The sequence below is a fragment of the Litoreibacter ponti genome (assembly GCF_003054285.1).
Taxonomy (GTDB): domain Bacteria; phylum Pseudomonadota; class Alphaproteobacteria; order Rhodobacterales; family Rhodobacteraceae; genus Litoreibacter; species Litoreibacter ponti.
The window spans coordinates 2,365,321-2,377,960 of sequence record NZ_QBKS01000001.1; the positions used below are offsets into that span (position 1 = coordinate 2,365,321).

Sequence of the window (12,640 nt, forward strand, 5' to 3'; positions counted from 1 at the left end):
GCCCGTACCATCAAGACGTCGGAAATCGCTTGGGAGAGGCGCCATGACCACCACTTTGACCGCAGAGCAGGTCCGCAAACCTACCGCTGCCCTACCCTTTTGGCTGTCGTTAAGCATGATCCCGTTGGCGATTCTTTCTGCAAGCCAGGGCGGGTGGTGGTTGCTTCTTTTGCCCGTCTACGGCTGGGGGATGTTTTCGGTCCTTGATGCGCTCGTGGGGCTCGACCTTGAGAATGCCGACCCTCAGACCGCCGAGGATGACCTGTACTGGTACAAACTGATCACCATTTTGTGGTTTCCGATCCAGTTCGTGCTGATCTTCGGAATGATCGCCTATGCGACGCGGGCCGATCATCTATCCAGTCTCGAGATGATCGCGCTGTTTTTCGGCATCGGTGTCGTGAGCGGCACCGTCGGGATTAATTACAGCCACGAGCTGATGCACCAGAAAAACAAGCTGGAGCGTTGGATGGGCGATCTGCTGCTGGCGACCGTGATGTATTCGCACTTCCGGTCCGAGCACTTGCTTGTTCACCACCGCTACGTCGCCACCCCGAAAGACCCTGTCACCGCGCGCTATAACGAGAGTTTTTTCCGTTTCTTCCCACGCGTCGTCGTTGAATGCTTCATTTCCGCGTGGAATGCCGAAAAGGCGATGCTGGCCCGCAAGAAGCTGCCCGCGCTCAGCCTTGAGAACCCGTTCGCCCGATACGCGGCATTGCAGGGTGGAATGCTGCTTCTGGCGCTGATCTTGGGTGGATGGGCCGGTGTCGGGTTGTTCCTGTTTCAGGCGTTCGTGGCGATCTGGCAGCTCGAGCTGGTAAATTTCATCGAGCATTACGGCCTGACCCGAAAACATCTTGGCGACGGAAAATACGAGCACGTGCAACCGCGCCACTCATGGAACGCGGCTCAGAAAGCGTCGAACTGGCTGCTGATCAATCTGCAGCGGCACTCGGATCACCACTACAAACCCGACCGCCGCTTTCCGCTTCTGCAAAACTACACCGAGGCCGACGCGCCCCAATTGCCCTTCGGCTATCCGGTCATGACCATGGCCGCGATGGTCCCGCCGGTATTCCGCCGGATCATGAACCCGCGCGTGCGCAAATGGCGCGCGATGTACTACCCAGAGATCACCGATTGGTCGGCCTACAAGACCGCCTCCAATCCAATGCCGCGCTGATAAAGGGTTTCTTCACGGGAATCGGCCAGACTGCCCCCAAATTCGATTTGGAAAGGTAGTTCGGTTATGTGGAAACTCGCGTTCTTTGGTCTCACGATACTTCTGGTCGCCTGCGGAGGTGGGTCCGGGTCCAACCCCGGCGTGACCGAACCTGCGGTCTCGTCCTTCTATGGCGGCACACCCGGTGAGGCGGTTCAAGTTCAGGTCCAGATCACACCGACCGCCGATCCCATGACGGCCCATGCACGCACGCAGCTCACGGCCAATCGGGTCTGCGCGCGCCGCAATCAGCGCGCGGAATATACCCACCGCCGTGAGATGATGAACCGGAATTGGGAAGACGTGTATATGTGCCGCTAAAGCGCGTAGCCGTTCTGGCTGGAGGCGGCGACGACCGGCCTCCAGTACCCCAGTGACGCATCCAATTCGGCATCGTGGGCCGGAACTTCCGTCCCGATCAGCTCTGCCCGCTGGCGCAGCGTTTCGACTTGGGTCGGACCCATACCGACGACGTACATGGTCGGGACGATCATTGAACACCGCATGTCGTCGCGTTCTGCAGAGAAGCCATTGTAGGGCGCAATCAGAATTGTACCTGGCCGTGCCTGGGCCATGATACGATCTTCCATGTCGCGCAGGCCGTCAGGATCCTTGATCGGGCGGAAGAAATAAATGACGTCGTAATCGCTGTACTCCGCGAAAGCCCGGGCATCGCCTTCGATCACCTTCGCTCTGGGCGCATCAAGACGCTCGAGCACCGCGGCTGCGACGGCGGCCTGACTTGGGTTGTTCTCAAGTCCGTGGGACTCTTTGAAAAAGGGCAGCGCAGCGAACACCTTGGTGCCACCCCCGCAGCCGACATCCAGAAACCGTGGCGGTTGCTCGCGGCGTTGGGCGCGGCAAATGCGAAAGGCCGCATTCATGAGCGCTTCGAAATGCGTGGCGGGCAGGGCAATATCAGGATGGGCATCTGCGATGCGAATTTTCAGGGCCTCGGCCGAGGGCAGAGCGAGCGTGTGCAAGGCCGAGTACAGGTGATTGACATAGTGATTGTGGGCGCCGCTCATGAACTCTTCTTCCGGCGGCATCAAGGACCGGCGGTCGGGCATGATCTGCTTGTTAACCATGTCTTCGATCCGCGACCAAAGCCGTAAGCGCCGGCTTGCGGCGTTGAAGGCCATCTGACGCTCGATCTCAGTGCCAGAGCCTCTGTTCGCCCCGGGGTTCGCCAAGGCCGAGCCGCGTTCGCGCAACGCCGTGCGCAACGCAACGCGATAGCGCGAGATCGGACGCCAGATCTTGGCAAAACCCGGCGTGCTTCGATCGCAAGGCGGCAAAAGAAGAAACTCCCCCAGATCACGGGTGAGCTTGGACAGCTCGGCCTCAATTCGGGAAAGGTCAGACATCCGGAAACAGCCACAAGAATTGGTTAACACTCAATATGTCCCGAAGGTTATCCGGTGCCCTCCGATCTGACCAGAGTCGAAAACTGTGAAGACTCGTGAAAAAAATGCCCCGCACCTTGGGTTAGGGCGGGGCAGTTATGTGCCGCGGGAAGCCGCAGGCACAGGCGGTAACTCTATAATGCGTCTAATTCATCTCGGCGCGGATTTGTTGGCGCAGAAGATCGATCGGAACCTTCTTTCCGTCACGCTTGAAGGTCCAGTAGGTCCACCCGTTACAGCTTGGCGCGCCCTCAAGCGCGGCACCAACCTGATGGATCGAGCCCTTCACGTCGTCGCCGATCAATGTGCCATCCGCACGCACCTTGGCCTTGTGACGTCCATTGAGGCTCCAAAGTTCTTCGCCCGGCGAGAGCATTCCGCGTTCGACCAGCTGCCCAAATGGCACACGCGGCTCAGCGCGTTTGGACTGCGTGACCTCAAGCGAGGAGCGGTCAAACTTGCGGACGTTCTTCAGGCGGGCTTCGGCCACATCGCGATAGGCTTTCTCGCGCTCGATCCCGATGAAATCACGGCCCAGCTTCTTCGCGACAGCCCCCGTGGTGCCTGTTCCAAAGAATGGATCCAGCACAACGTCGCCCGGATTGGTCGTCGCAACAAGTATCCGGTGCAACAGGCTTTCCGGCTTTTGCGTCGGGTGCGCCTTGTCACCGTTTTCGTTTTTCAAACGCTCATGGCCAGTACAAATCGGAAGCACCCAGTCAGAGCGCATCTGAACCCCTTCATTCAGCGCCTTGAGCGCTTCATAATTGAAGGTGTATTTTGAACCTTCGGATTTCGACGCCCAAATCAGCGTCTCATGCGCGTTGGTCAGCCGCTTGCCCCGGAAGTTCGGCATTGGATTAGATTTGCGCCATACCACGTCATTGAGCATCCAGAAGCCTTGGTTCTGCAGCTCGGCCCCAACGCGGAAAATGTTGTGATAAGATCCGATCACCCAGATGGCACCGTTGGGCTTCAATAGTCGCCTGGCGGCCGCCAGCCACGCGTGTGTGAAATCATCGTAGCGCTTGAAGCTTGCGAATTGGTCCCAGTCATTATCAACCGCGTCGACCTTGGAGTTGTCCGGACGATGCAAATCGCCCCGCAGCTGCAGGTTGTAGGGCGGATCGGCAAAGATCAGATCGATCGAGGCTTCGGGCAGAGCTCGCATCGCCTCGATACAATCGCCATCAAGAATAGTGTTCAGCGGAAGCGCTCCGCGCTCCACCTTCGTCATTTTTCCCATTCAACTGCCTCAAGCTGGTGCCCGTTGTCGGGCTTGTACGCTGTGTTGGCTTAAGGATGAGTCAAAGGCGATTCGCTGTCAAAATCTTTATATTTCAACAGGTTGAAAATTATGGATGACACAAGATATTGTGGACTGGCTTAAAGGAACGCCGATGATGTGGGGTGACACCAAGTTCAATTAGGGCAGAAATGTGGCCCTTAGTCGGATAGCCTGCGTTTTTCTCCCAGCCATAGCCGGGGTGTTGTTGCGCAAGTGCATCCATGTGGCGATCGCGCGTCACTTTCGCCAGGATAGATGCAGCAGCGATTGACTGTGACCTGCCATCCCCTCTGACGAGCGGCGTCGCGGGTACGCAAATTCCAGCAGGGATCTTGTTGCCGTCCACCAGGACATGCCCCACCTCGCCTAGTCCGGCGACGGCCCGCGACATCGCAAGATGCGACGCGTGATAAATGTTGAGAGCATCGATCTCTCCGACGCTCGCCTGCGCAATCGAACATCGAGCGGTTTCCATAATCTGCGCGAACAGGACTTCCCGCTTCTTGGCGCTGAGCTTCTTGCTATCATTCAGCCCGTCGGGAATGTGGTTTGGGTCCAGAATGACCGCTGCGGCCACCACAGGACCGGCGAGCGGTCCGCGGCCTGCCTCGTCGGTTCCGGCGACATTGGCGATGCCGCGCGCTATCAAATCCGCCTCATGGCTGAAATCCGGTATCCCCATGTCGCCAGAGACCGCAAATGGGCGAGCAATTCAACCGTTTCATCCCACCCGCCAACCGTAAAAAAGGGACGCCCACACCGGGACGCCCCTCCTGCTCGATTATCATTGGATGGATCAGGCGCGCCAGCCATTGCGGCGCAGGCAATTCGGCGCATAGAACCGGCGCAGGCCGTTGCGGGTTTCGACCTCTCGCTTGCAATTCTGCGGCAAGGCGTGCTGTGCGTGGCGCTTCATGCACCGCGCGCCATAGACGTTGCGCACGCCGCGATGAGTCCACTGCTCGCGCAGACAGCGCTGCGGGGCAACCTTGGCGCGGCGCGGCTTGTGCGGCTTGTATACGTGGGTCTGGGGATGGCTACGCGTGACCCTTTTATCCTTGTCTTTGTCGTTGATGACTTTGGCGATGATGCCCAAGGCCACCAGACCTGCGAGCACTTTCGCAATATCATCGTCCGCGCGTGCAGGCGCTGTCGTGACTGCGGTCAGTGCGATTGAAAGGCTCAAGAGTGCGGCAAAGAACTGTCGGGTCATGGTCAGGTTTCCTTTTCGTTGGGGCCGCGAACATTGCGGCAGGAGAGCGATAAGATCAGCCTCGGCCATCCGTGGCGCGTCACTCAATGTCAGCGCATCGTTATCGGATAACCGGCCCTCCCGCCGCGGGCAGATATTGAATAACAGGGCCGCTGGCCCCATGCTAAACCCCATGAAACATTATATTCTCTCGATGGCGCTTGGAGTCGGACTGCTCGCCGCTGCACCTGTGCACGCCGCCTGCTATGCCGATTACAAAGCGAAGAAGGACAACCCGCTGCAGCTTCATTACGGCGTGATTGCCTTGCCCGACAGCGCCTGCAGTTCGGCCCGAGCGGCAGCACAATCTGTCGCCCCACGCTTGCAAGCGGCCGGGTGGACCCTGCTCAACATCGTTTCGGTCTTCGATGACCGGGGCCTCGATCGGAGGCAGGCAAATGCCGGACAATACTTCCTTCGCTTCTAAGGCTCCGACACCGACACAGGTGATCGTGATCGGCATGACCGTTGTGGTGGCGATCCTTGTCGTCGCTGCTTTGGTTTTATTCGTGAACCTGCCCGACGCCAACGCCTTCAATATGCGTGTGGAGCGGATCTTCGTCGAAAATGACGCGCTCACGCGGGGCGGAGAGATCCGATTGCTCGAGATCCTCGCGCAAAGCGGCACGGCGTTCTCGGATACCTTGGCATCTTACAGATTCATAATCTTCGTGCTCATGGTTTTCGCCACCGCGCTGTTGATCACTGCGCTGGTATCCATCGTGTTCCTGACGACCCTCGCCCGCCGTCTGAGCGAGATCGAGAAGAGCGGCATTCAGGTGAACTCGCTCGTTGTCAGCCGCGACGAGCGCATCGTGCAGATCAATGACATGGAGTTCAAGCTGACCGAGGCGGCGTTGGAGACCCTGTCCGTGCTCGCAGAGGCGCGACTGGACGACGACATATTATCAGGTCTGGAGATCGAAGCGATGATTTCCGGAAAGTCTGAGGCAGACTGCGACGAGGCCGCCGGCGCCACCCGCATCAAGCGCTTGAGGGATCATCTCGGCAATCAGATGATGAGCGAGCTGCTGATCAAGAACATCGCCCGCAAGGGATACATGCTCGCAGTCGAACCCGGCGCCATCAAGATGATCTAAACATGGCGACCCCGGCAGGATTCGAACCTGCAACCTGCCCCTTAGGAGGGGGCTGCTCTATCCAGTTGAGCCACGGGGCCGCGCGGGGATTGTATGGGCGGGAAAGCTGTTGTCAGGCAACCAAAAAGTGGCGGTGTTTGCGGCTTGGAGTGGGCCGGTATTGGCGCTATCATGCGTCACCCAAGAAAGTTAACGAGACCGTAAATTGGCCGAACGCTCCAGCCCCGACTACCGCCACCAGCTCACCTTGCGAGACGTGTCGGAGGCATCGGGCGTCAGTGAGATGACCGTCAGCCGGGTCTTGCGCAACCGTGGCGAAGTGTCTGAAAAGACGCGGGAAAAAGTCATGAACGCAGCGCGCCAGCTTGGCTATGTCCCCAACAAGATCGCAGGAGCTCTGGCGTCCAATCGCGTAAACCTCGTCGGCGTTATCATCCCATCACTGTCCAATATGGTGTTCCCGGAAGTGATGATGGGCATCTCGAAGGTACTGGACGCGACGCCGTTACAGCCGGTCGTCGGAGTGACCGACTACTTGCCGGAAAAAGAGGAAACCGTGATCTTCGAGATGCTGTCCTGGCGCCCGTCCGGCTTGATCGTTGCCGGTCTCGAGCACACGGACGCCGCGCGGCGGATGATGGAAAACTCCGGCGTTCCCATCGTCGAAATCATGGACGTGGATGGGAACGCCATCGATGCGGCCGTCGGGATTTCTCATGTCAGGGCAGGGCGCGAGACCGCAACTGAGATCCTGAAGCGAGGCTATCGCAAGATCGGCTTCCTCGGCACAAAGATGCCGCTCGACCACCGCGCGCGGAAGCGTTTCGAGGGGTTCGAGGCCGTGTTGAAGGAAAACGGTCTCACGCTCGCGGCTGAGGAGTATTACTCCGGAGGGTCCGCCTTGGGAAAGGGCCGGGAGATGACCGCAAACATTCTCAAGGCCCACCCGGACCTCGATTTTCTGTATTATTCCAATGATATGATCGGCGCGGGCGGTCTGCTTTATTGTCTTGAGGCGGGAATGGATGTGCCCGGAAAGATCGGACTGGCAGGGTTCAACGGGGTTGATTTGATCGACGGGCTGCCCCGCAGGCTGGCAACGATGGACAGCTGCCGGGTCGAGATCGGCAAGGCCGCGGCGGAGATCATCGCGGCAGAGGCCGAGGCGCGTGGGACCTCGCCCCACGCCAAGCGCACCGAAATCTCGCCGATCTTTGCAACAGGCGACACGCTGCGGGACGCCTGACTCCTGTTTCAGCGGGCACCGTACGCTGCCCCTTGAGTGAATTAAGACTGCGTTAATCGTGGGATTATAGTGAGCGTGCCGTTCGCCCATTACCAATGACAGATTGATCCCCCTCCATGCCGACTTTGCGCGAGCGGCATCTACAAGACGGTGTCGTCAAGACCATCCCGCTCTTACAGCGGTACGCCCGGGCGTTGACCGGCAGCGCCATGGCCGGTCGGGCTTTGGTCGATCTTGCACAGGCCGACTTTACATTGGAACCCGCAGGCCCGCGGCTCAAAGCGCAACTCTTTGGACAACTGCAGATGGCGTGGAAGGCTGACCCTCGCTCAACGCCCCGCGCGCGCGCTTTGGAGGTCGTCTTGTTGCAACGTACGGAAGAGTTCTCGTTGGCGGAGCTGAGCCATATCTTCAACCTCCCCGGCCCCTACATATTTCGCCTTCTCAATCGCGCCGAACTTGCCCACCGCGGCGCTCCACCCAGCCGGGTGTTGATCCTGGAGCGAGACGCGTTGATCACGCTGGAATTGTGCGACTGCCTGGCGGAGCTCGGCTACCGGGTGGTCGGCATCGCGCGGTCCCTGGCGGAAGCGGTGTGCAAGGCGAAAGAAGCGCGGCCTCACATCGTGATCTCTGACCTCGTGATGACGGATGGCAGCTCGGGCACCCAGACTGCGATCGCAATCGCCGTCACCGTGCAAAGCCTGCCGACCATCTTCATCGATCCGCCCCTGCCGGAGACACTGATGGATAGCGAAGAGATACCCGGCTTCGCGCTGAGCGTGCCGTTCCTCGCCGCCGATGTAGAAGCCGTCATGCGGCAGGCCGAGAGCCTCAGCCGCTACGAGGCGGCCAAGCTGTTACTTTGACGGCGGCGCGCGATTTCGCAGTTCAGGGTCGCCCCAAGTAACACCACCCAGGCGCTGATGTAGAACCACATCAAAAGCGCCACGACCGCGCCGATTGATCCGTAGACCTCGTTGTATTTGCCGAAGTTGGACAGGTAGAGCGAAAAGCCCCAGGACGCCGTACCCCAGATCACCACGGCGACGAATGCGCCGTGTGATAGCCAGCCTACGCGCAGATGTTCCGTCTTGTGATTGGGGCCGAAGCGGTAGACCAATCCAAGTCCCAACACGACGACAGAGATCACAAGGACCCAGCGCAGTGCCTCGAACAGGGTCCCGGTCAGACTTCCAAGCGGCAGAAACGACAGCACGATTGGCGCGATCACGATGCAGGCCAATGCCACAAGGGACATGCCCACGAGGCAAAGCGTCATAAGCATCGCGGCAAAGGCGCGACGTATGCCGGTACGGTGCGGCGCGGAATAGACGGCATTCAACCCACGGATCAACGCCGCCACCCCCGCCCGTGTGGACCAGAGCGCCGCGCCAATCGAGACGAGCGTGGTATAGCCCAGTGTCGAGTCGTTGGCGTTGATCAAGCGGTTGGCTTGGGATTCGAACAGGCTGTAGGCCTCACCGGGCAAAAACTGGCGCAACAGCGTCAATTGATCGTCGATGAACGCCGGATCGGAAAACACGCCCCAAAGCGCAATGACGGCAGCCAACGCGGGAAATATGGCCAGCATCGCGTAGAACGCAACGCCCGCAGAAATCAGGCTCAGGTTACGGCTGTCCATCGTATCCAGCAGATTGCTGCCGAACTTGAAAGCTTTGACTATCGCAGCCCAGAGCGTCACTTGGCGGGCTTCGGTCCTGCGAAATACCAAATGATGAAGCCGATCAATGGCAAGATCAGCACAAGCGCGATCCAGAGAACCTTTTGGCCTGTTTCGACCTTCGCGCTGAAGATCGATGCAATGGCCCAGACATCGAGGGCGAAGACGATCAGTCCGAGTAAGCCGTTTATGCCCATGGGTTTGCTCCGTTTGCTGTTCTAGGGTTCAAGTTAATCCGATAGGTCGAAAATACAAAGGGCCGCCCGATATAGGGCGGCCCTGTTGTTTGTTGGTCCCGCAGATCAATCGAGCGAGCGCTCGACCTCTTCGCGCGTGAAGATCTCGATCACATCACCGGGGCGGATATCGTCATGGGCCTCGAACGCCATGCCGCATTCCTGACCGGATTGCACCTCAGCAACCTCGTCCTTGAAGCGTTTGAGCGTCTTCAGCGTACCTTCGTGGATCACCACGTTGTCGCGCAGCAGGCGCACACCCGCAGACCGGCGCGCCACACCTTCGGTGACCAGACAGCCTGCAACCTTGCCAACGCCGGTGACCTTGAAGACCTCTTTGATCTCGGCGTAGCCGATGAAGTTCTCTTTGATCTCGGCAGACAACAGGCCGGAGGCCGCGGCTTTCACCTCGTCCACAAGGTCGTAGATGACCGAGTAGTAACGGATCTCGATACCCTTTTGGTTCGCCGTGTTCCGCGCCGAGGCGTTTGCCCGGACGTTGAAGCCAAACACTGGCGCGCCAGAGGCTTCGGCGAGGCCGATGTCGGATTCCGTAATTGCGCCCACACCAGAGTGCAAGACGCGCACGCGCACCTCGTCGTTGCCGATCTTTTCCATCGCTTGCACGATGGCCTCGGCAGAACCTTGCACGTCGGCCTTCACCACGATGGGCATCTCGGACACGTTCTCGTCCGCCTTGGCGTTTGCCATCAGCTGCTCGAGCGTAGTCGCAGCACCGGCGGCCGCGCGCTTGTCCTTGGCGGCCTGAGCGCGGTATTCGGCGATCTCACGCGCCTGCGCTTCGGTATCCACCACATTCAGCACATCACCTGCTTCAGGGGTACCGTTGAGGCCAAGCACCTCAACAGGAACGGACGGACCGGCGTCCTTCACGCGGGCGCCCTGATCGTTCTCCATTGCGCGGACTTTGCCCCACTGCTCGCCCACGACGAAGATGTCGCCTTGGTGAAGCGTGCCGTTCTGAACCAGAACTGTCGCGACGGGACCGCGACCCACATCGAGCTGCGCCTCGATCACGGCGCCAGAGGCGGCGCGGTCGGGGTTCGCTTTAAGTTCAAGAATTTCCGCTTGAAGCGAGATCGCTTCAAGCAGCTCGTCCAGACCTTGGCCCGTCTGGGCAGAGACTTCGACATCCTGCACGTCGCCCGACATCTTCTCGACGATAACCTCGTGTTGCAGCAGATCCGTACGGACCTTGTCAGCGTTGGCCTCCGGCTTGTCGATCTTGTTGATCGCCACAATCATCGGCACTTCGGCGGCCTTGGCGTGGTTAATCGCCTCGATGGTTTGCGGCATGACGGCGTCGTCAGCAGCAACCACCAAAACCACGATATCGGTCACCTGCGCACCACGGGCCCGCATGGAGGTGAACGCGGCATGGCCGGGTGTGTCGAGGAAGGTCAGCTCGCTGCCGTCCTGATCGACCTGATATGCGCCGATATGCTGCGTGATGCCGCCGGCCTCGCCCGCGGTCACACGGGCGTTGCGGATTGCGTCCAGCAGCGACGTCTTGCCGTGGTCGACGTGTCCCATGATCGTGATCACCGGGGCGCGCGGCTTGAGATCTTTCTCGTCGTCTTCGACTTCCTTGATCACGTCTTCGACGTCAGCGTCAGACACGCGCACCACGTTATGGCCGAACTCTTCAATGATCAGCTCGGCGGTGTCAGCGTCGATGGTCTGCGTCTGGGTTGCCATGATCCCGTTGGTCATCAACGCTTTCACAACATCTGCGACGCGCTCGGACATACGGTTCGCCAATTCGGAGACCATGATGGCCTCGGGCAGTTGCACGTCACGGATCACCTTCTCGCGCTCGACGGAGCCGCCCATCGCCTTTTGGCGGGCACGCTCTTGCTTGCGCTTCATTGCGGCCATGGATTTCTGACGACCACCTTCACCGCCACGCAACGCCTGGTTCAGCGTTAGCTTGCCGGAGCGGCGTCCATCATCGGCGCGACCTTTGCCGCCCTTATTGTCGCGGTCGTCGCGATCACGGCGGGCGGGCGTGGGCGCAGCTTTGCCACCACCACGGGGACCCGAAGGCGCGACCGCAGGCTCGCCCGGCACGGCAGCCGCCGGGGGCGGTGCGTTTTTGGCGGCCTCGGCCTCGCGCTTCTTGCGGGCATCTTCTTCGGCTTTTGCCTTCAGCGCGTCTTCGCGCTCTTTCTCTTCGCGCTCTTTGGCCTCAGCCTCGGCGCGACGACGCTCGCGATCCGCCGCGCGCTCTTTCTCTTCCGCGTCGCGGCGGGCGGCATCAGCTGCCTCTTGTTCCTTGGCCGCCTGAAGTGCCTTCATCCGGCGTTCCATCTCCGCATCAGAAATGCCGGCAGGACGCTTGGACGGGTCACCCACTTGCGGGCTACCGGTGATCGAAGGCTTGGAGCCGCCAGGCTTTGGCACCACAACGCGCTTGCGCTTGGTTTCCACCACCACATTCTTGGTGCGCCCATGGCTGAAGCTTTGCTTCACGTTGCCGGGACGTGCGCCTTTAAGGCCCAGGGGTTTTTTGCCGTCACTATCGCTCATGCGTCGTCTTTTCCTTTCGGGCGGGATTTTGATTTTCCGCCGCTATGTCCGCGGACACCTTTCAGCCTGATTCCCTCAGCTTGCACTTGTTTGCTGAGTCCTCCGGCCGTTAAGGCGCCATGTATCACACTTTCCCGGCCGAAAGCCAAACCCAATTCCTGAGCGGTCAAACAGCCAATAAATACGTCTTTTCCGGGCGGCGAGTGGAGCTTCGATTTGCCCCTTTCGGACCCGTCGCTGGCTTGCACCAGCAGCTTGGCCCGGTCTGTTTCCAGCAGGCCCTTCACCTTCTCGTACCCGGTCACCGCCTGACCGGCCTTACGCGCCAGCGAGATCAGGTTCACCAATCGCTTCGCCAGCAGCGTCTCGGTCTGCGCGAACAGGTCGTCCGGAACGGTGACCTGCTCCTTGGCCGAGCGCGAGAACGCCTTTTTCTTGATCGCGGCCTGCAGCGCGTCCTTGTCCGCGCTAACCCACATGCCGCGACCGGGCAGCTTGCCGGACACATCCGGCACCGCTTGGCCGTCCGGGCCCACCACGAACCGGATCATCCGCGCTGGATCACGCAGCTCCCCGGTGGCGATGCAGCGCCGCTCGGGTCCGTCTTCCGTTTTATCTCGACCGCCGCGGCTCATGACCGGTGTCCCGAGGCC

At 60.0% G+C, this 12,640-nt stretch carries 14 protein-coding genes and 1 tRNA gene; 6 read left to right on the forward strand and 9 right to left on the reverse strand.

The features are described 5' to 3' along the window. Positions 1-43 precede the first annotated feature (43 nt). Positions 44-1,186: an alkane 1-monooxygenase gene (locus C8N43_RS12000; RefSeq protein WP_107845828.1), complete on the forward strand. Its 1,143-nt coding sequence runs from the start codon at positions 44-46 to the stop codon at positions 1,184-1,186. 66 nt (positions 1,187-1,252) lie between these two features. Further along, positions 1,253-1,546, forward strand: a complete 294-nt coding sequence (locus C8N43_RS12005; RefSeq protein WP_107845829.1) for a hypothetical protein — start codon at positions 1,253-1,255, stop codon at positions 1,544-1,546. Here the strand turns inward: C8N43_RS12005 and C8N43_RS12010 are convergent. The 4 genes from C8N43_RS12010 to C8N43_RS12025 all read right to left on the reverse strand — a co-directional run bounded on the left by C8N43_RS12010 (position 1,543) and on the right by C8N43_RS12025 (position 5,201). Continuing rightward, on the reverse strand, positions 1,543-2,592 hold the full coding sequence (locus C8N43_RS12010) for a class I SAM-dependent methyltransferase (protein ID WP_107845830.1): 1,050 nt from the start codon (positions 2,590-2,592) through the stop codon (positions 1,543-1,545). The two genes, C8N43_RS12005 and C8N43_RS12010, sit on opposite strands and share 4 nt — an antisense overlap. Before the next feature lie 184 nt (positions 2,593-2,776). Next, positions 2,777-3,877: a site-specific DNA-methyltransferase gene (locus tag C8N43_RS12015; protein ID WP_425437065.1), complete on the reverse strand. Its 1,101-nt coding sequence runs from the start codon at positions 3,875-3,877 to the stop codon at positions 2,777-2,779. Between the two features lie 109 nt (positions 3,878-3,986). Further along, the gene (locus C8N43_RS12020) at positions 3,987-4,601 is read right to left on the reverse strand and encodes a ribonuclease HII (RefSeq protein ID WP_107845831.1); all 615 of its coding nucleotides are present in this window, start codon (positions 4,599-4,601) and stop codon (positions 3,987-3,989) included. A 114-nt stretch (positions 4,602-4,715) separates the two neighbouring features. Further along, positions 4,716-5,201, reverse strand: a complete 486-nt coding sequence (locus tag C8N43_RS12025; RefSeq protein ID WP_146174213.1) for a hypothetical protein — start codon at positions 5,199-5,201, stop codon at positions 4,716-4,718. Positions 5,202-5,304: 103 nt separating this feature from the next. Here C8N43_RS12025 and C8N43_RS12030 point away from each other — a divergent pair, with 103 nt between their 5' ends. Beyond that, the gene (locus C8N43_RS12030) at positions 5,305-5,598 is read left to right on the forward strand and encodes a hypothetical protein (protein ID WP_107846345.1); all 294 of its coding nucleotides are present in this window, start codon (positions 5,305-5,307) and stop codon (positions 5,596-5,598) included. Beyond that, a complete protein-coding gene (locus tag C8N43_RS12035) occupies positions 5,570-6,271 on the forward strand; it encodes a winged helix-turn-helix domain-containing protein (protein WP_211308585.1) in 702 nt (233 codons plus the stop codon). Before C8N43_RS12030 ends, C8N43_RS12035 begins: the two co-directional genes overlap by 29 nt. A 3-nt stretch (positions 6,272-6,274) precedes the next feature. Here C8N43_RS12035 and C8N43_RS12040 read toward each other — a convergent pair. Then, a tRNA-Arg gene (locus C8N43_RS12040) sits at positions 6,275-6,351 on the reverse strand. Positions 6,352-6,476: 125 nt separating this feature from the next. Between C8N43_RS12040 and C8N43_RS12045 the strand changes: the two genes are divergently transcribed. Then, positions 6,477-7,517, forward strand: a complete 1,041-nt coding sequence (locus C8N43_RS12045; RefSeq protein WP_245912983.1) for a LacI family DNA-binding transcriptional regulator — start codon at positions 6,477-6,479, stop codon at positions 7,515-7,517. Positions 7,518-7,633: 116 nt separating this feature from the next. Next, positions 7,634-8,386, forward strand: a complete 753-nt coding sequence (locus C8N43_RS12050) for a response regulator (RefSeq protein ID WP_107845833.1) — start codon at positions 7,634-7,636, stop codon at positions 8,384-8,386. Here C8N43_RS12050 and C8N43_RS12055 read toward each other — a convergent pair. The 4 genes from C8N43_RS12055 to C8N43_RS12070 form a co-directional block, all read right to left on the reverse strand. Beyond that, the gene (locus C8N43_RS12055; RefSeq protein ID WP_245912984.1) at positions 8,359-9,222 is read right to left on the reverse strand and encodes a YihY/virulence factor BrkB family protein; all 864 of its coding nucleotides are present in this window, start codon (positions 9,220-9,222) and stop codon (positions 8,359-8,361) included. The two genes, C8N43_RS12050 and C8N43_RS12055, sit on opposite strands and share 28 nt — an antisense overlap. Further along, the gene (locus C8N43_RS12060; protein WP_107845834.1) at positions 9,219-9,398 is read right to left on the reverse strand and encodes a PLD nuclease N-terminal domain-containing protein; all 180 of its coding nucleotides are present in this window, start codon (positions 9,396-9,398) and stop codon (positions 9,219-9,221) included. Before C8N43_RS12060 ends, C8N43_RS12055 begins: the two co-directional genes overlap by 4 nt. A 105-nt stretch (positions 9,399-9,503) precedes the next feature. Continuing rightward, positions 9,504-11,987, reverse strand: a complete 2,484-nt coding sequence (gene infB, locus C8N43_RS12065; protein ID WP_107845835.1) for a translation initiation factor IF-2 — start codon at positions 11,985-11,987, stop codon at positions 9,504-9,506. Then, positions 11,984-12,622 carry an RNA-binding protein gene (locus tag C8N43_RS12070; protein ID WP_107845836.1) on the reverse strand — a complete coding sequence of 213 codons (639 nt, stop codon included), beginning with the start codon at positions 12,620-12,622 and terminating at the stop codon, positions 11,984-11,986. The genes infB and C8N43_RS12070 overlap by 4 nt, the downstream gene beginning before the upstream one ends. Positions 12,623-12,640: the final 18 nt, after the last annotated feature.